Source organism: Kitasatospora sp. NPDC015120 (assembly GCF_043080305.1).
Taxonomy (GTDB): Bacteria; Actinomycetota; Actinomycetes; order Streptomycetales; family Streptomycetaceae; genus Kitasatospora.
Map to the genome: position 1 here is coordinate 62868 of NZ_JBIBVJ010000013.1, position 17662 is coordinate 80529.

The window sequence follows — 17662 nt, forward strand, 5'->3', positions numbered from 1 at the left end:
GTGGCGCGAACGGCGGGATCAGGCGGGGGGAGCCGTGGTGGAGCGCAGCACGAGCTCCACCGGAAGGACCTCGTGCCGGTGCGGCAGGTCCGGGGACTCCAGCCGGTCCAGGAGCAGTTCCACGCCGACCCGGGCGATCCGCTCCAGCGGCTGACGCACCGTCGTCAGGTCGATGCGCTCCCACGCGGACAGCGGCACGTCGTCGCAGCCCACGACGCTGAGCTCGGCCGGCACCGCGACGCCGGCCGCCGCGGCAGCGTTCAGCGCGGCGTACGCCATCACGTCGTTGTGGCAGAACAGCGCCGTCGGCGGTTCGGCGCTCGCGAGCAGGGCGCGCACCGCCTCGTACGCGGTGGCGTAGTCGTAGGCTCCGTCGGTCTCGGTGAGGGTGGCGCCCTGTGTGGCCGCCACCTTCCGGCGGAAGGCGAGGGCGCGCTGCTGGGCGGTGCTCGCCCCGGCCAGGCCGCGCACCATGCCGATCCGGCGGTGTCCCAGATCCAGCAGGTGCGCCGCCGCGAGTGCGCCGGCGGTCGGGTTGTCGGCCTCGACCTGGTCGGCCGGGAAGTCCTTGAGCGTGCGGTGGCACAGCACCAGGGGGATCCCGTGCGCCAGCATCCGGTGTGCGAGCGGCTCGTGCTCGACCGCCGAGGTGAACACGACCCCGTCGACGCCTTCGCGGCGCAGCAGCGCCAGCCCCTCCTCGTCCGACATCACATCGGTGACCAGCGACAGGCGCAGCCCGTGCTGGTGCAGCACGGGCTCCATCGCCTTGACCATCACCGGGTAGAACGGGTTCGTCAGATCGCGGATCACCACGCCGATCAGGCCCGACCGGGCGCCGACCAGGCTCCGCGCGGCCTGGCTGGGCTGGAAGTCGTACTTCGCGACCACGTCGAGCACCCGGCGCCGGGTCTCCGGCGCGACGCTCCCGCCGTTCAGCACGCGCGAGACCGTCGACTGCGCGACTCCCGCCTCCCGTGCGATCTGCACGCTCGTGACAGTGGGCCGGCGCACCATGGGTCCTCACCTCCGGGTCATGTGGGGGCAAGCATAGGGATCCCCGCGGGCCGGCCGCTCCCGCGGCGGGCCCGCGGCGCCCGGGCGCGCCGCGGATGCCATCGTCAACCCGCCTTTCCCCGCGGTGCGTTGAGAACGATCCGGGAGGTCCGCCACCGGCGCTGCGCGCGCGGGCCCCGGCCCGGTCCCCGTCCTTTCCGCATCGTGGAAAACCATTGACGCATGATGGAAAACCCTGCTAAACGTTTCCCCCCCGGCCAAGAGCCGCTCACCACGATGTACCCGAATGAGGAGGATCGTTGGGCTACTATGTCGGACGACGTCTACTGGAAGTCGTCCCCACCCTCTTCCTGATCGTGACGATCGTCTTCTTCCTCGTGTACATCGTGGGGGATCCGGTCGCGCTGATGCTCGGTGAGAACGCCACGCCCGAGCGCATTGCGGCGATTCGCGACGCGATGGGATTGGACGACCCGCTGCCGGTCCAGTACTGGCATTACATCGTCTCGGCCGTCACCGGTGATTTCGGTGACTCGTACCAATACCATGAGCCCGCTCTGGCAATCGTGCTGGAGCGTCTTCCGGCCACCTTGATGCTCGCCGTCGGATCGATCGTCCTGGCGCTTTTCATCGCCATTCCGATGGGGGTGTGGGCGGCGATGCACCGGGGTGGGGCGGTCGACCACCTGGTGTCCTCGATATCGGTCGTCGCCAAGGCGGTGCCGACCTTCTGGCTGGGCATCATGCTGATCATGCTCGTCTCGGTGAACCTGGGCTGGCTCCCGGTCTCCGGCAGCGGCACCTGGGCCCACCTGGTACTTCCCATGGTCACGCTCGGCACGGGCACCGCGGCCGAGATCACCAGGCTCGTGCGTTCGAGCATGGTGGAGATCCTCGGGCAGGACTACATCCGGACCGCGTACGGAAAAGGCCTGCGGGAATCGCTCGTCGTCTTCAAGCACGGTTTCAGCAACGCTTTCATCCCGGTCGCCTCGATCACCGTGCTCCAGTTCTCGGCGCTGCTCGGCGGCGCACTCGTCACCGAATCCGTATTCGCCTGGCCGGGGCTCGGACAGCTCCTGGTCAAAGCGGTGACACAGCGGGACATGCCCATCGTGCAGGCGGCGGTCTTCGTCGTGGCGGTGATGGTCATCGGGCTGAGCATGCTGTCCGACATCTCGTTCAAGCTCGTCGACAGGCGGATCAACCTTGACTGAATCCATCGGCCTTCCGCGGGCGGGCACCGCCGCGCGGCGCAGAAAGGCCATCCGGAGCATTCCCCTTCCGGCGATCGCCGGAATGGTCCTGCTGATCGTGCCGGCCGTCGTCGCGATATTCGCGCCGTGGATAATGCCGCACGACCCCGCGGCGATCGACCCGTCGCAGGCGCTCATTCCGCCGCTCCCGTTCGAGGGGAGCGACCCGGCCCACCCGCTGGGCACCGACAACCTCGGCCGCGACATGCTCAGCCGCCTCATCGACGGTTCGCGCATCTCGCTGCTGGTCGGGGTGCTCGGCGTGGTCCTGGCCGGAACGATCGGTCTGGTGGCCGGCCTGCTCGCCGGCTACTACGGACGGTTCGTCGACGCGGTGATCATGCGCCTGGTCGACGCGCTGCTCGCCATCCCCGGCATCCTGCTGATCCTCGTCATCCTCGGCGTGGTGAAGCCGGGTCTGACGACGCTCGTCGTGGTGCTCGGCCTGACGAACTGGGTGGTGTACGCCCGTCAGATCCGGGCGGAGGTGCTGGAGATCCGCGAGCGCCTGTTCGTCGAGGCGGCGAAGAACTTCGGGGTCTCCCACACCCGGATCCTCCTGCGGCACATCACCCCGAACGTCATGCCGACGTTCATCGTGCTCTCCACGCTGAGCGTGGCGACCATCATCATCACGGAGTCCTCGCTCAGCTTCCTGGGCCTGGGGGTGCAGCCCCCCGACGTCTCCTGGGGCCTGATGCTCACCAGCGGCCGCGACTACATCACCAACGCGTGGTGGCTGAGCACGCTGCCGGGCCTGGCGATCGCGGGCACGGTGCTCGGGATCCTCCTGCTCGGCGACTGGCTGCGGGACACGCTCGACCCGCGACTGGGGGTGTGAACGATGCACGGGAACGAACCCATGCTCAGCATCCGGGACCTCCGGGTGAAGGCGGAGAAGCGCGACCTCACGCTCGTCGACGGCGTGTCGCTCGACATCCGCGCCGGCGAACGGGTGGCGCTGGTGGGCGAGTCCGGCTCCGGCAAGAGCCTCACCTGCATGGCGGTCATCAACCTGCTGGCGCGGGGACTGCGGATCTCGGGCGGCGGGATCGTCTGGCAGGGCGAGGACGTCTCCCGGGTCTCCGCGGGCCGGATGCGGCAGCTGCGGGGCCGTGAGATCTCGATGATCTACCAGGAGCCGCTGACCTCGCTCAACCCGGTCCTCTCGATCGGCAACCAGCTGGGCGAGGCCGCCCGGCACGTCTCCGCCTCGCGCGCCGATGTGCTGTCGATGCTCGACCGGGTCGGCTTCCACCAGCCGGAGCGGGTGCTGCGCCAGCGTCCCCACGAGCTGTCGGGCGGGATGCGCCAGCGCGTCATGATCGCGATGGCCCTGCTGGGAAGGCCCCGGCTGCTCCTCGCCGACGAGCCCACCACGGCCCTCGACGTCACGGTGCAGGACCAGGTGCTGAAGCTCATCTACGACATCACCGTCGAGACGGGCACCGCCCTGCTGCTGGTGAGCCACGACCTCAACGTGGTGCGCCGGATCGCGGACACGGTCGCCGTGCTGTACACGGGGCGGATCGCCGAGAGCGGCCCGACCGAACGGGTGCTGTCCGAGCCCAGGCACCCGTACACCGACGCCCTGCTGCGCTCGGTGCCCTCCCTCGGCTCGAAGGCCGACCGGCTCACCGCCATCCCCGGGCGGGTGCCGCCGCCCGACGAGTGGACCGACGGCTGCCGGTTCGCCTCGCGCTGCGAGTTCGCCACCGGGGCGTGCGCCGACGAGCCGCCGTTCGCGGAGTTCCTGGGCCAGGCCTCGGCCTGCTGGCACACCGACCGTCTGACCGAGTCGAAGGGCGCACGATGACCGCCGACACCGCGCTGTCCGGCGCCTCCCCGGACGCGGCCGTCCGCGTGACGGCCCTGTGCAAGACCTTCCGGGTCGCCGACGGATTCTTCGGACGCAAGAAGGACTTCGCCGCGGTGCGCGACGTGGGTCTGTCCGTGCCCAAGGGGGCGACCCTGGGCATCATCGGGGAGTCGGGCTCCGGGAAGACGACGGTCGCCCGGATGCTGGCCGGTCTGCTGACGCCGACCTCGGGCGACGTCCTGATCACCGGCGCACCGGTCTTCGACGCCAGGGGGCGCACGACGGCCGCGGGACGCACCGCGGCGCAGATGGTGTTCCAGGACCCGTACTCCGCGCTGAACCCGCGGATGAACGTCCGCTCCATCCTCGCGGAGCCGCTGACCGTGGCGCCGCGCGCGAGCCGGCCGGAGATCGCCCGGCGGGTGGCCGAACTCACCGACCAGGTCGGGATGTCGGCCGCGGCGCTGGAGAAGTACCCGCACGAGTTCTCGGGCGGGCAGCGGCAGCGTCTGGTGATCGCCCGCGCACTGGCGCGAAAGCCCCAGGTGCTGATCTGCGACGAGCCGGTCTCCGCGCTCGACGTCTCGATCCAGAGCCAGATCCTCAACCTCCTCAAGGACCTCCAGGAGGAGCTGGGCCTGACCTACGTCTTCATCGGCCACGGGCTGGAGAGCGTCCACTTCATGAGCGACCGGATCAGCGTCATGTACAAGGGCGCGGTCGTCGAGCACGGCACGGCGGACGACATCCTCCACCGCCCCGGCCACGAGTACACCCGGCGGCTCATCGAGTCCTCGCGCGCGGAGCCCTTCAGGACGCGCTGACCCTCCGACCGCAACCCGGCCCGCCGGCATCAGCGGGAGCACGCGAACCGTTCGTGAAAGGACCGACCATGAAGAAGAGATTCACCGCGGCGCTGGCCGTGGCAGCCGTACCGCTGGCCGGCTGCATGCCCGTGGCGAGCGGCGGGGGAGAGGCCGGCGCGCACAAGGACACCCTCGTGTTCGCGCAGAACGTCGATCCGCGCAACCTCGACCCGCAGAACGCCGTGCAGACCTCGGCGGACCGGATCAACCGGAACATCTACGACCGGCTGTTCACCAGGGACAGGTCGATGAAGATCGTTCCCCAGCTGGTGACCGACTACAAGCAGGTGGACGAGGAGAACTGGACGTTCCGGCTCCGCGAGGGCGTCACGTTCCAGGACGGGTCGCCGCTGACCGCCAAGGACGTCGTGTTCACGATCCACCGGCTGAAGGACCCCGCGCTGCTCGAAGCCCGGTGGTTCGAGCAGATCGCCGACGCCACGGCGGTCGGCGACCACGAGGTCCGGATCACGACCAAGGGCGCGATGCCGACCCTGCTCGCGGTGCTGGCGAAGAGCGGCGCCGACATCGTTCCCTCGGCCTACATCGAGAAGAACGGCATCGAGGAGTTCGTGAAGGCCCCCTTCGGTTCGGGGCCCTACAAGTTCGTGGAGTGGAAGCGCGACGACCGCGTCACCCTGGAGCGCAACGACGCCTACTGGGGAGGCACCCCGAAGTGGAAGCGCGTCGAGGTCCGCACGATTCCCGAGAACTCCACCCGCGTCTCCGAACTCCTCACCGGTGGCGTCGACGTCGCGACCGAGGTCCCGGTGATCGACTGGAAGCGCGTCGACTCCGGCAGGACCGCGCTGGAGCTCGGCGAGACGACCAGGGTGATGCTGCTCGTGCTGCGCCTGGACGACCAGTACGCGACGAAGGACCCCCGGGTCCGTGAGGCGATCGACCTCGCGATCGACAAGAAGGCGATCGTCGACACGCTCTTCGGCGGCAAGGCGACGCCGGTGCGCACGCGCGCTCCCAAGACGGTGTTCGGCGGGGACCCGTCCCTCTACAACACCGCGGTGTACGACCCCGAGCGGGCCAAGGAACTGGTGAAGCAGGCGGCCGCGGACGGGCGCAGCGTGAAGCTGCACTACAGCGCCTCGCGCGGGACCTACCCGATGGACGCCGAGCTCGCGGAGATGGTGACCGCGATGCTCAAGAAGGCCGGCTTCACCGTCGAGCTGGAGATCCTCGAAGGCGGTGCCTTCGGCGACATCTACAGCAAGTACACCAACAAGGACGTCTACCAGGTCGCCTTCGCGGACGGCCTGATGGACTCCTCGTACGCGCTCCAGGGCTTCTCCACCGTCCTGGGCAAGCCCCGGATGGGATACAGCAACCCGAAGGTCGACGAACTGCTCGCCGGGGCGAACCGGACGATGGACGAGGCCGCGCGCAGGACGGCGTACTACGAGGTCCAGAAGATCATCGCCGACACGGACCGGCCGATGGTCTCCCTGTACACGCAGCCGGCGGCGTTCGGTGTCTCCAAGGACGTGGCGTTCACGCCGCGTGCCGACGACGGGTTCGTGTTCGACGACGTGACGCTCGCGAAGTAGCACGCGCGGAGCCGGGCGGACACGGGTGCCGCCCGGACCCCTGCCGGATCGATGCGGGAAGGAGAACACACCATGGGGACCGTTGACGCGAACGGTGGTGGTCAGAGAACGGCCGGCGCCGTGCAGTCGCTCCGCAGGGCGTTCACGGTCCTGGAGGCCGTGGTCGGCAGTGACGACCCGATCGGCGTCTCCGACCTGGCCCGTCACAGCGCCCTGCCGGTCGGCACCGTCCACCGCCTGGCGCAGACCCTCCACGAACTCGGCTACGTCCGCAAGGACGAGCACAGCAAGTACCTGCCGGGGCCGCGCCTGCTGAAGCTGGCCAAGGGCAACCAGAAGGCGATCACCCTCGTCGCCCAGCCCTACCTCGACGATCTCGCCAGGCGCTACGGCGAATCGGTCGCCGTCGGGACGCTGAACGGGGACTACGTCGTCTACCTGGCCAAGACGCCGGGGTCACGGTCGATCAGGATCTGGACCAGCCTCGACGAGCCCCTGTACCCGCACTCCTCGGCCATCGGGAAGATGCTGCTCAGCCGGCTCCCCGACGAGCGGGTCCGCACCATCCTCGACCACACGAGGATGCCGCGCTTCACCGAGTCGACCCTCACGGATCCGGACGACCTGCTCGCCGAGCTGGCCGTCGTGCGCGAGCGCGGATTCGCCGTGAACGAGGGGGAGCAGGAAGCGGGGATGCGGTGCGTCTCGGTGGCCATCCCCCTCAGGGGGGAACTCCTCGGGTTCTCGCTCTCCGCCCCGACCCTGCGGATGTCCGACGCGGTGCTCGCCGAGACCGTCACGGGCCTGAAGCGGGCCGCCCTCGCCCTCGCCGCGGAACTGGACGGCGCACGAGGCCTCTCACAGAAAGAGATCCACGGGAAGTGAACAACGTGAAGAACTCCTCCATCGTCGTCGTCGGCGCCGGGATCGCCGGTGTGACCACGGCCTTCCACCTGGCGCGCCGCGGGGCCCGGGTCACCCTCGTCGACGACGGCGGGTTCGGCCAGGCGACCGCGGCCAGCGCGGGGATCATCGCGCCCTGGGTGTCCTCCTCCGAGGGTGCCTTCTACGCGGCCTACGCCGCCGGCGGCGGCTACTACCCGGAGTTCCTGTCCCAGTTGGAGGCGCTCGGACTCCCCGAACTCGGGTACCGCCGCTCGGGTGCGCTGATGGTGAGCGCGGACGCCGCCGAGGTCGACGCCGCCGAGGAGCGGATCGCCGGCCGGGTGCGCGAGGCCGGACCGGTGGCGGGCACCCTCGAACGCGTGGACGGTGCCCGCGCACGGGAGCTCTTCCCGGCGCTCGCGCCCGGACTGGGCGGGCTGTTCGTCTCGGGCGGCGGCCGCGTCGACGGCCGGGTGCTCCGTGACGCGACCCTGAGCGGCGCGGTCGCGTCCGGCGCCCGGCACCTGGTCGACCCGGTCGTCGCGATCGAGCCCTCCGGGGCCGGCTGGCGGATCCGGACCACCACGGTGAACCTCGACGCCGACGCGGTCGTCGTGGCCGCGGGTGCGCGCGTCACCGGTCTGCTCGGCCGGCTCGGCCTGCGGGTCGGGGTCAGCCCGCAGCGCGGGCAGATCGTCCACCTGGAACTGCGCGGCGTCAACACCTCGCCGTGGCCGACCCTCCACCCGTTCGCCGAGCACTACATGACGCCCTTCGACGGCGGCCGGATCGCCGTCGGGGCCACCCGCGAGACCGGCAGCGGATTCGACCCCAGGGTGACCGCGGCCGGGCAGCTGTCGGTCCTGCGCAACGCCCTTGAGCTCGCACCGGGCCTCGCGGAGGCGACCGTGCTGGAGACCAGGGTGGGCATCCGCCCGATGGCGGACGGCGGGTTGCCGGTGGTCGGCCGGGTGCCCGGCTCCGACGGCCTCTGGCTGCTCGCCGGGTACGGCGCGGCCGGGCTCACCATGGCGCCGCTGCTCGGCGACGCCGTCGCCCGCGATGTGCTGGGCGAGGCGGCTCCCGAGCTCGCCGCCTTCACGGTGGCGGTCGAGCGGCGGTCCGGCGGGGACGAGGGCCGATGACGGCCGCCTCCCACGCGTACCGGCGGGCCCGGGTCGAGGTCGCGGGCGGTCGGTCCACGGTCGGGGTGTGGGAGCCGGTGGCACCCCCGCCCGGGCCGGTTCCCACCGTCTGCGCGATCCACGGCATCACCTCGAACCACCTCTTCCTCGCCGGTCTCGCCGCCGCACTGCCGGGCGTCCGGGTCATCGCCCCCGACCTGCGCGGCCGGGCGGGTTCCCGGCACCTCGGGGCTCCGTACGGGATGCGGGCGCACGCGCGGGACGTGCTGGCCGCCGTCGAGGCCCTCGCCGGGCCCGGGGAGGTGACCCTGGTCGGCCACTCCCTCGGGGGGTTCGTCGCGATGACCCTGGCGGGGCTCGCCGAGGGGGACCTCGCGGCGGCGGAGCACCGCTTCCGCGGGCTCGTCCTCATCGACGGGGGCCTTCCCCGGCCTCCCCGGACCGCCAGGGCGGCCGACGCGGACGACCCGCTGGCCGCGGTGGGGCCGGCGGCCCGCCTCTCCATGGTGTTCGACGGCGTCGAGGAGTACCTGGACTTCTTCCGCGCCCACCCGGCCTTCGCCGACGGGGTGGACCCGGTGGCGGAGGAGAGCTTCCGCTACGACCTGGTCGCCGGCGACGCCGGGGGCTTCCGCGCCTCCACCCCGGCCGAGGCGATGCAGGCGGACTCCGACGACGTGTACGGCGCACCGGACTTCGGCCGCGGCGTCGAGCGCGTCATGGGGGATCCCGCGCGCCGGCGCGCGGTCCACCTGATCGTCGCGGAAGGGGACCTGGTCGCCGCCCGCCCCGGCCTCTACACGGCCGCGATCCTCGACGACTACCGGCGGCGGTGGCCCGGTGTGCGGATCACCGAGGTCGCCGGCACCAACCACTACGACATCCTGCTCTCCGGCCACGGCATCCACGCGTGCGCCGAAGCGGTGCACACCATGCTCGGCCCCGGCCGCGACTGACCGCCGCCGATCGCCGCCGATCGCCATCGATCGCGAAACGATCGCGCTTCGTCGCACAGCCGTCCACCGGGACGCGGCCGCGCCGGCCCCCGCGCCTCGCCAGGTGCCGCCGGCCCCCCTCGGCACGCCACGGTCCGTGCCGGCCGGCCCCGCGTCCTCGGCCCGATCCTCCGGCGAGACCCGCCGGAACACCGCAGCGGACAACGCGCTGCCCCGACAGGAACAGGTCCACATGAATCTCTTCGACCCCGCCACCACCGCCCTCGTCTGCATCGACCTCCAGGGAGCGAACCTCTCGCACGGGGCCGAGCCGCACTCGCCGGAGGAGGTGCTCGGCCAGAGCCTGCGGCTGCTGGACGCCGCGCGCGCCGCCGGATCGCTGGTGGTCCACGTCCGCACCTCCTTCCTCCCCGACGAGTCGGACTCGCTGCAGCCGCTGCGCATCGAGCGGATGCGCCCGGCGCGGCCCCACCGGGAGCCGGGCTGGGACGAGCTGCTCCCGGAGGTCGCGCCCACGCCGACCGAGCCGGTGATCGCGAAGCGCAGCTGGAACGCGTTCCACGGGTCCGACCTGGACGTGCAGCTGCGCCGGCACGGGATCACCACGATCGTCCTGCTGGGGATGTCCACCAACTTCGGCGTCGAGGGCACCGGTCGGGCCGCGTACGAGCACTACTACAACGTGGTGTTCGCGAAGGAGGCCATGTCCTCGGTCACGGCGGAGGGCCACGCGTTCTCGGTGACGAACATCCTGCCGCTGATCGGCGTGGTGCGCTCGGTCGACGAGATCGCCCGGGCCTTCGCGGGCGCCCCGGACGACGAGGCCGCCGCCTGACCCCGGCCCCCGCCCCCGCGAGCAACGCCCCCGGCGCCGCTCGCCGTTGACGGAGCCGCGCCCGGTTCAAGCACCCCACCGGGCGCGGCTCTCACCCGCACCCCTCCTGCCCGTGGCGCCACGTGGCGCCACCCCAACCGTCTGAGGAGAGTCCTGTTCATGGCTGCACATCAGGGACCCGCCGGCGCCTCCCCCGCCGATCCGGTGGTCACCGTCGCCGGTCCGCACGTCCACCGGGCGCAGGAGGTGCTCACTCCGGAGGCGCTCGCCTTCGTCGCCGGCCTCCACCGCGCCTTCGAGGGCCGCCGGCAGGAGCTCCTGGCCGGGCGGAGGACCCGTCGCGCCGAGATCGCCCGGACCGGCGTGCTGGACTTCCTCCCCGGGACCGCGGACGTCCGGGCCGGCGACTGGAAGGTGGCCGAGGCGCCGCGTGCGCTCCAGGACCGCCGGGTCGAGATCACCGGTCCGACCGACCGCAAGATGGTGATCAACGCGCTCAACTCCGGTGCGCGGATCTGGCTCGCCGACTTCGAGGACGCCACCGCCCCGACCTGGGAGAACGTGGTCGGCGGCCAGATCAACCTGATCGACGCCTTCGAGGGCCGGATCGACTTCACCACCCCCGCCGGCAAGGCGTACGCCCTGCGGCCGGCCGCCGAGCTGGCGACGGTCGTGGTCCGCCCGCGCGGGTGGCACCTCGACGAGAGCCACCTGCTGGTCGACGGCGTCCCGGTGGCCGGCGCGTTCGTCGACTTCGGCCTGTACTTCTTCCACAACGCCGCCCGGCTGCTGGCCAAGGGCCCCGAGGACCCGAACTCCGGCCCGTACTTCTACCTGCCGAAGATCGAGAGCCACCTCGAAGCCCGGCTCTGGAACGACGTGTTCACCCGTGCCCAGGCCGAACTCGGCATCCCGCACGGCACCGTCCGCGCCACCGTGCTCATCGAGACCATCACCGCCGCGTTCGAGATGGACGAGATCCTCCACGAACTGCGTGACCACGCGGCCGGCCTCAACGCGGGCCGCTGGGACTACCTGTTCTCCCTGGTCAAGACCTTCCGCGACGCCGGCGCCCAGTACGTCCTGCCGGACCGCAACACCGTCACCATGACCTCCCCGTTCATGGCCGCCTACACCCGCCTGCTGGTGCGGACCTGCCACCGGCGCGGCGCCCACGCGATCGGCGGCATGGCCGCGTTCATCCCCAGCCGCAGGGACCCCGAGGTGAACGCGGCCGCGCTGGCGAAGGTCACGGCGGACAAGGAGCGCGAGGCCGGCCAGGGGTTCGACGGCTCGTGGGTCGCCCATCCGGACCTGGTGCCGGTCGCCCGCGCCTGCTTCGACGCGGTACTCGGCGAGCGCCCGCACCAGAAGGACAACCCGGGCCCGTCCGAGCCGGTCACCGCCGCCCAGCTGCTCGACGTCGCCGGGGCCGGCGGCAGCTGCACCCGCACCGGGCTGCACAACGCCGTCCAGGTCGGTGTCCGCTATCTGGAGGCGTGGCTGCGCGGGCTCGGCGCGGTCGGCATCTTCCACATGATGGAGGACGTGGCCACCGCCGAGATCTCCCGTTCGCAGGTCTGGCAGTGGGTCAACAACGGGGTCGTCCTCGCCGACACCGGGGAGCAGGCCACCGCCGAGCTGGTCCGCGCACTGGTCGCCGCGGAGCTGGCGGAGCTCCGTGCCGAGCTGGGGGAGGAGGCCTACCGGGCCGGCCGCTGGCAGGAGGCCGCCGATCTCTTCGAACAGGTCGTCCTGGCCGAGGAGTTCGAGGACTTCCTGACCCTTCCGGCCCTTCCCCTGCTGGGCTGATCCCCCTCGCCGGCGCGGAGGAGCTCCCCGGCCGGCGGTCCGCGGGCCGTCCCGACGACTGCTCCGAGTCGCCGGGCCGGCCCGGCGGGGCCGCGCGGCCGGCCCGGGGACGGCCAGGGGGCCACGGGGGACCGCTTCGGGGCCTCCCCCCGGTCCGGGGAGGGGAGGCGCGGGCCCCGCTCCGCCCACGGGCGGGGGTGGTGACCCTCGGTGACGGGCCGGTCGCGCCGGGATGCGGGAGCGGAGGGGAACCCGCAGGCTCGGGGTAGCCGGAAGCGGTCGATCGGCCGGGGGAACGAGTAGCGGGCCGGAACCCGGGCAGACGGCCCGCCGGGCCGCCCTCCGCGGCGTGCCGGACCACGTCCCGGCCGCCCCGGCGACGGCCCGCGCTTCGGCGAACCCGCGCCGTCGCGGCCCGCGGGCGCTCCCGCCCGGTCCGCCACGGCACCCCTACGCGAAGGTGAGACCGCCCATGGAAACGCCGGGTCCCCTCAAGAAGGCCGCCGACGCGGTCGTCGACGCCCTGACCGACGAGACGAGCCACCCCGGGCCGAAGGTGCCGGGTGCTCCGGGTACGGAGCCGCCGCAGGTGGCCGAGCCCACCGAGCCTCGCCCGCCACTGCCGCCCGGTCCCGACCAGCGGGCGCCCGCCCCGTTGTCGGCCAGCGGGAGGGAGGCGGGCAGCGCGGCCGGCCTGCGGGCGCAGAACGGCCGCTTCCTGACCACGGCCAACGGCACCCGGCTGGCGGACTCCGACCACTCGCTGAAGGCCGGTCCGCGCGGGCCGGTGCTGCTGCAGGACCACCACCTGCGCGAGAAGATCACGCACTTCGACCACGAGCGGATCCCGGAGCGGGTGGTCCACGCGCGTGGCGCCGCCGCGCACGGGGTGTTCCGCGGCTACGGCACCGGCTCCGGCCTCTCGAAGGCGGCGTTCCTGGCGGAAGGCGTCGAGACACCGGTGTTCGTGCGGTTCTCCACCGTCCTCGGCTCGCGCGGTTCGGCGGACACGGTGCGCGACACCCGCGGCTTCGCGACGAAGTTCTACACCACCGAGGGCGTCTTCGACCTCGTCGGCAACAACATCCCGGTGTTCTTCATCCAGGACGCCATCAAGTTCCCGGACGTGATCCACGCGGGCAAGCCGCACCCGGACCGGGAGATCCCGCAGGCGCAGTCCGCCCACGACACCTTCTGGGACTTCGTCTCCCTGCACACCGAGGCCACCCACCACACGCTGTGGAACATGTCCGACCGGGGCATCCCGCGCTCCTTCCGGACGATGGAGGGCTTCGGGGTCCACACCTTCCGCCTGGTGGACGCCGAGGGCGCCACCACGCTGGTGAAGTTCCACTGGAAGCCCAAGCTCGGCGTGCACTCCCTGGTGTGGGAGGAGGCGCAGCTGATCGCGGGCACGGACCCGGACTTCCACCGCCGTGACCTCTACGACGCGATCGAGGCGGGCGCGTTCCCGCAGTGGGAGCTGGGGATCCAGACCTTCCCGGACACGCCGGAGCAGACGTTCGAGGGCATCGACCTGCTGGATCCGACGAAGATCGTGCCGGAGGAGCTGGCTCCGGTGCGGCCCGTCGGGCTGATGACGCTCAACGCCAATCCGACCAACTTCTTCGCCGAGGTGGAGCAGGTCGCCTTCCACGTCGGTCACCTCGTCCCGGGGATCGACGTCACCGACGACCCGCTGCTCGCGGGCCGCCTCTTCTCGTACCTCGACACGCAGATCACCCGCCTGGGCGGCCCGAACTTCGCGCAGATCCCGATCAACCGGACCCACGCGCCCGTCAACGACATGCTGCGCGACGGCTTCCACCAGGACGCGGTCCACTCCGGTGTGGCCCCGTACAAGCCGAACTCCCTCGACGGCGGCTGCCCGTTCTTCGCCGGCGCCGAAGACCGCCCGTTCATCGAACACCCCACGCCGCTCGCCGCCGCGTCCAAGGTCCGCGAGGCGCCGGCGTCGTTCGACGACCACTTCAGCCAGGCCCGGCTGTTCTGGCTGAGCATGAGCGCGCCCGAACGCGAGCACATCATCGCCGCGTACACGTTCGAGCTGGGCAAGTGCCACCACAAGGCCGTCAAGGAGCGCACGCTGCTGGCGCTCGCCAACATCGACCCGTACCTGTGCGCGCAGGTCGCGAACGGCCTCGGTCTGCCCGCGCCGCGGGCCTCGGAGCCGCTCGCGGACCCGGCGCCCAGCCCCGCGCTGTCCCAGCTCGGCCGCGAATGGCCCGCCGACGGCCGGATCGTAGGGATCGTCGCCGACTCCGCCGCCGATCTCGCGCAGCTCGCCGCCGTCCGGCGGGCCCTCTTCGACGCCGGCCTGGTGCCCCTGGTGATCGGCCCGACCGGAGGCGAACTGACCGGCGAGGGCGCCGACCCGGTCGCCGTCCAGCGGAGCTTCGCCACCGCCCGCTCGACCGAGTTCGACGCGATCCTGCTGGCCGGTACCCCCGGCCCGGCCGTCGACGCCGACGGCGGCCGCGACGCCAAGGCCGGCGCCGGCGGCCCGGGTGACACCGCGGACCCGCGGGTCGTCCTCCTGCTGACCGAGGCCTGGCGGCACGCCAAGGCCATCGGCGGCTGGGGCGGCGCGGAGCGGGCGCTCGCGGAGGCGGGGATCCCCGCCGGCGCCCCCGGCATCGTCCTCGGCGACGACGGCGAAGCCGTCCTCGACGGCCTCCTCGGCCTCCTCGCCGCGCACCGGGTCTGGGACCGCTTCCCCCCGCCGCCCGAGACCGCCCGCTGACCGGGGCCCGGAGGGCGCTCGTCACGTGCGGGCCACGGGGCCGCCCCGCCGGAAGCGACCGGTGGGGCGGCCCCGCGGCACGGCCGGCTGGCGTGCTCCGAAGGGGGTGGGCCACACTGGCCGGGAGGTGAGGCTCCGATGACTTCGCTGCACATCGCGCTGGTGTCCGAAAGGATCAGCCCCCTCCTCCCGCCCGGCGGCGCCGGTGCGGACCCGTGGGGCGTCCGGATCGCAGCCCTGTCCCGGGCCCTCGCCCGCCGCGGCCACCAGGTCACCGTGCACACCCGGCGGGAGGGCACCCGGCTCGGCGAACACGTGCCGCTCTGCCCGGGCGTCCTGGTGCACCACGTGGGCGAGGGCCCGGCCCGGGGCACCTCCGAGGAGGACGTGCTGCGCCACCTGGCGGCCCTCGGCGAGCGGCTCGCCGACTACTGGATCCACCACCCGCCGACGATCGCGCACGCGCACTTCTGGACCTCGGGGCTCGTCGCCCTGCCCGGCGCCCACTACCTGGGCATCCCGCTGGTGCAGACCTTCCACGCCCTCGGCGGCAGCGCGGTACGCGGCCACGACGACGGCCGGGGGGTGAGCGCGTCCGGCCGGATCGCCATCGAGACCGCGGTCGGGCGGCAGGCCGACCGGGTCCTCGCGAGTGGTCACGACGAGCTGGGCGTCCTGCGGGCCATGGGCGTCGCCGAGGAACGGATCCGGCTCGTCCCGCAGGACGGGGACCGCTCGGCCCCGCGTCGGCCGCAGGCACCGGGCCGCCGCCCCCGCAGCCGGGCCGCCGCCCTCACCGAACTGGTCTACCGGGAGGCCCTGGGCACCCGCACGGCCCGCCCGTAGCGGGGGGTCGCGTTCGTCCGGCGAGGGGCCGCCGGGGAGCGGGCGGGCCTCAGGCCGCGACGGCGACCTGTTCCGTGACGGCGGCTCGCTCCGCGTCCGCGGCCGCGCCGGCCGGCCGGCGCCGCACAGCGGCGGCCCCGCCGACCGCCCCGCCGACCATCAGCCCGCCGGACAGCAGTGCCCCCCGGGCGCCCAGCGCCTGGATGGACGCACCGAGCACGAGCGGTCCGGCGAGGCCCCAGACGGTGCTGACGCTGCGCCAGGCGCCCAGGACCCGGCCGCGCATGTGCGCCGGCGGGTCCGTCTGCAGGATCGTCGAGACGGCCGTGTCGCTCAGCGACTCCAGCACGGCCATCGGGACGACCAGCAGGGCGAGGAACAGGAGCGTGGGCGAGAGCGCGGCGAGGCCCTGGAGGATGCCGCCGGCCGCCGTCAGGGCGGCCACCAGCCGCACGGAGGGGTTGCGCAGCCGTCCGGCCAGCACCGCCCCGGTGATCCCGCCGACGGCCAGGACGGTGGCGATCACGCCGTAGTCCTGGGCTCCGCCGTGCAGGGCGCCGCTGACCAGCGCGGCGAGGGTCAGACCGTAGTTGCGGCCCAGCACCGAGCCCAGGCCGGTCAGGCAGGCCAGCGCCACCAGGCGGCGCCGGCTGCGGAAGAAGGCGATGCCGTCCCGGACACCGTGCCCCTCGGACGGCGGCCGGTGCACGCCAGCCCCGGCGACGCCCGCGGCCGGCCGCAGGAACGGGATGACCGCCGCCACCAGGAGGAAGGAGATGCCGTTGACCACGTAGGCGCTCGCCATCCCGAACAGGGCGACGACGACGCCGGCCGACGCGGTGCCGGCCAGCCGTCCGACACTGTGCACGACCGAGCCGACCGAGATCGCCGAGGGGACGTCCTCCGGCGGCACGAGGTCGTTGCCCAGCAGGGCGCAGGCCGGCCCCTCGATCGTGGCGATCAGCCCGGTGAGGACGGCCAGCACCATCAGGGCCGGGACACTGAGCGCCCCGAGCGCCACCAGGGCCGCCGTGGCGAAGGCGATCGCGGCCAGGGCCGCCTGGCTGACGGTGGCCGTGAGCTTGCGCGGCCAGCGGTCGACGGCGGCGCCGCCCACGAGTCCGAGCAGCAGGCCGGGGGCGACCTGGAGGGCGAGCGACAGGCCGGTGACGGCGGCCGAACCGGTCAGCTGGAGGACCAGGAGGTTCTGGACGGTCAGCTGCATCCAGGCACCGGCGTTCGAGACCAGGTTCGCCAGCGACCACCAGCGCATGCTCCGGTGGCGCAGGGAGCGCCACGGGGCGCGGGATCCGGCCGGGGCGGTCGCGGGGGCGACGCGACCCGGAGCACGAAGGTCCGGGCCGCGTCGCTGGGCGGGGAGGAGGACGTCCGGGGTCGCCGGCGACGCCTTGGTGGTGGGCAGCACGTCTCACATCTGGATCGGGTGGGGGCACAGACGGGGGCTCCGGGCGGACGGTCGCCGTGCGGGAGCCGGAGCGGCTCGGACGCCGGGGCGACGGAGCGGCGCCGTCCATCCTGACCGGTCCGGGGGGATCCCGGACCGTCGATCGCGTCACACCGCCCCGCGCGGGAGCCGTCAGACCGGTCCTGACCTGGGCCGTCGTCCGTGCGGTGGTGTCGGTCACAGCGCGCCCGGCCGGCGGTCGCGCCCGGTGCGGCGTGACGCTCCGCGACCGGGCCGGTGCGGCCGGCCCGCGCGCCGCCGGGGGCGGCGGCCCCGGCGTGCGGTCCGCGGGGGAATCGTGAACGCTGGTCGTGGGGGCGGACGGCCGCCCCTCCTGGTCCGGCCGCGCGGACCACGCCGGCGGGCCCGGCCACCGAGCGCCACGCAGCGCCACCCAGCGCCGCCGAGCACCGTCGAGCGCTCCGGGACGCAGC

The 17662-nt window shown here is 73.1% G+C and carries 14 protein-coding genes; 12 read left to right on the forward strand and 2 right to left on the reverse strand.

Translation table 11 applies throughout. From position 1 onward, the window contains the following. Positions 1-18: 18 nt before the first annotated feature. Positions 19-990, reverse strand: a complete 972-nt coding sequence (locus ACF1AK_RS25850) for a LacI family DNA-binding transcriptional regulator (protein ID WP_391501206.1) — start codon at positions 988-990, stop codon at positions 19-21. 326 nt (positions 991-1316) lie between these two features. On the opposite strand from ACF1AK_RS25850, the gene ACF1AK_RS25855 reads away from it, so the two are divergent. The 12 genes from ACF1AK_RS25855 (at position 1317) to ACF1AK_RS25910 (ending at position 15763) form a co-directional block, all read left to right on the forward strand. Further along, the gene (locus ACF1AK_RS25855) at positions 1317-2234 is read left to right on the forward strand and encodes an ABC transporter permease (protein WP_391501207.1); all 918 of its coding nucleotides are present in this window, start codon (positions 1317-1319) and stop codon (positions 2232-2234) included. Between the two features lie 82 nt (positions 2235-2316). Then, the gene (locus ACF1AK_RS25860) at positions 2317-3114 is read left to right on the forward strand and encodes an ABC transporter permease (protein ID WP_391501208.1); all 798 of its coding nucleotides are present in this window, start codon (positions 2317-2319) and stop codon (positions 3112-3114) included. Between the two features lie 21 nt (positions 3115-3135). After that, on the forward strand, positions 3136-4089 hold the full coding sequence (locus ACF1AK_RS25865; protein ID WP_391501209.1) for an ABC transporter ATP-binding protein: 954 nt from the start codon (positions 3136-3138) through the stop codon (positions 4087-4089). After that, positions 4086-4916: an ATP-binding cassette domain-containing protein gene (locus ACF1AK_RS25870; RefSeq protein WP_391501210.1), complete on the forward strand. Its 831-nt coding sequence runs from the start codon at positions 4086-4088 to the stop codon at positions 4914-4916. Before ACF1AK_RS25865 ends, ACF1AK_RS25870 begins: the two co-directional genes overlap by 4 nt. 68 nt (positions 4917-4984) lie before the next feature. After that, positions 4985-6520: an ABC transporter substrate-binding protein gene (locus ACF1AK_RS25875; RefSeq protein ID WP_391501211.1), complete on the forward strand. Its 1536-nt coding sequence runs from the start codon at positions 4985-4987 to the stop codon at positions 6518-6520. A gap of 72 nt (positions 6521-6592) precedes the next feature. After that, positions 6593-7405 carry an IclR family transcriptional regulator gene (locus tag ACF1AK_RS25880; protein WP_391501212.1) on the forward strand — a complete coding sequence of 271 codons (813 nt, stop codon included), beginning with the start codon at positions 6593-6595 and terminating at the stop codon, positions 7403-7405. Further along, positions 7402-8550, forward strand: a complete 1149-nt coding sequence (locus tag ACF1AK_RS25885) for an NAD(P)/FAD-dependent oxidoreductase (protein ID WP_391501213.1) — start codon at positions 7402-7404, stop codon at positions 8548-8550. Before ACF1AK_RS25880 ends, ACF1AK_RS25885 begins: the two co-directional genes overlap by 4 nt. Then, positions 8547-9506 (forward strand): alpha/beta fold hydrolase, encoded by a 960-nt coding sequence (locus ACF1AK_RS25890; RefSeq protein ID WP_391501214.1) that lies wholly within the window; start codon positions 8547-8549, stop codon positions 9504-9506. The genes ACF1AK_RS25885 and ACF1AK_RS25890 overlap by 4 nt, the downstream gene beginning before the upstream one ends. 232 nt (positions 9507-9738) lie before the next feature. Further along, positions 9739-10341, forward strand: a complete 603-nt coding sequence (locus ACF1AK_RS25895) for an isochorismatase family protein (RefSeq protein WP_391501215.1) — start codon at positions 9739-9741, stop codon at positions 10339-10341. A gap of 159 nt (positions 10342-10500) precedes the next feature. Beyond that, on the forward strand, positions 10501-12153 hold the full coding sequence (gene aceB / locus ACF1AK_RS25900; RefSeq protein ID WP_391501216.1) for a malate synthase A: 1653 nt from the start codon (positions 10501-10503) through the stop codon (positions 12151-12153). 472 nt (positions 12154-12625) lie between these two features. Continuing rightward, positions 12626-14917: a catalase gene (locus tag ACF1AK_RS25905; protein WP_391501217.1), complete on the forward strand. Its 2292-nt coding sequence runs from the start codon at positions 12626-12628 to the stop codon at positions 14915-14917. A gap of 138 nt (positions 14918-15055) precedes the next feature. After that, on the forward strand, positions 15056-15763 hold the full coding sequence (locus ACF1AK_RS25910) for a glycosyltransferase (RefSeq protein ID WP_391501218.1): 708 nt from the start codon (positions 15056-15058) through the stop codon (positions 15761-15763). Positions 15764-15812: 49 nt separating this feature from the next. Here ACF1AK_RS25910 and ACF1AK_RS25915 read toward each other — a convergent pair whose 3' ends face one another. Beyond that, positions 15813-17036 carry an MFS transporter gene (locus ACF1AK_RS25915; RefSeq protein ID WP_391501295.1) on the reverse strand — a complete coding sequence of 408 codons (1224 nt, stop codon included), beginning with the start codon at positions 17034-17036 and terminating at the stop codon, positions 15813-15815. Positions 17037-17662 lie beyond the last annotated feature (626 nt).

Excerpts from the sequence above, each read along its gene's own strand:
- ACF1AK_RS25870 (WP_391501210.1), top strand. The coding sequence starts at position 4,086 with ATGACCGCCGACACCGCGCTGTCCGGCGCCTCCCCGGACGCGGCCGTC.
- ACF1AK_RS25910 (WP_391501218.1), top strand. The coding sequence starts at position 15,056 with ATGACTTCGCTGCACATCGCGCTGGTGTCCGAAAGGATCAGCCCCCTC.
- ACF1AK_RS25860 (WP_391501208.1), top strand. The coding sequence starts at position 2,317 with ATGGTCCTGCTGATCGTGCCGGCCGTCGTCGCGATATTCGCGCCGTGG.
- ACF1AK_RS25915 (WP_391501295.1), bottom strand. The coding sequence starts at position 17,036 with ATGCGCTGGTGGTCGCTGGCGAACCTGGTCTCGAACGCCGGTGCCTGG.
- ACF1AK_RS25880 (WP_391501212.1), top strand. The coding sequence starts at position 6,593 with ATGGGGACCGTTGACGCGAACGGTGGTGGTCAGAGAACGGCCGGCGCC.
- ACF1AK_RS25895 (WP_391501215.1), top strand. The coding sequence starts at position 9,739 with ATGAATCTCTTCGACCCCGCCACCACCGCCCTCGTCTGCATCGACCTC.
- aceB (WP_391501216.1), top strand. The coding sequence starts at position 10,501 with ATGGCTGCACATCAGGGACCCGCCGGCGCCTCCCCCGCCGATCCGGTG.
- ACF1AK_RS25875 (WP_391501211.1), top strand. The coding sequence starts at position 4,985 with ATGAAGAAGAGATTCACCGCGGCGCTGGCCGTGGCAGCCGTACCGCTG.
- ACF1AK_RS25865 (WP_391501209.1), top strand. The coding sequence starts at position 3,136 with ATGCTCAGCATCCGGGACCTCCGGGTGAAGGCGGAGAAGCGCGACCTC.
- ACF1AK_RS25905 (WP_391501217.1), top strand. The coding sequence starts at position 12,626 with ATGGAAACGCCGGGTCCCCTCAAGAAGGCCGCCGACGCGGTCGTCGAC.
- ACF1AK_RS25890 (WP_391501214.1), top strand. The coding sequence starts at position 8,547 with ATGACGGCCGCCTCCCACGCGTACCGGCGGGCCCGGGTCGAGGTCGCG.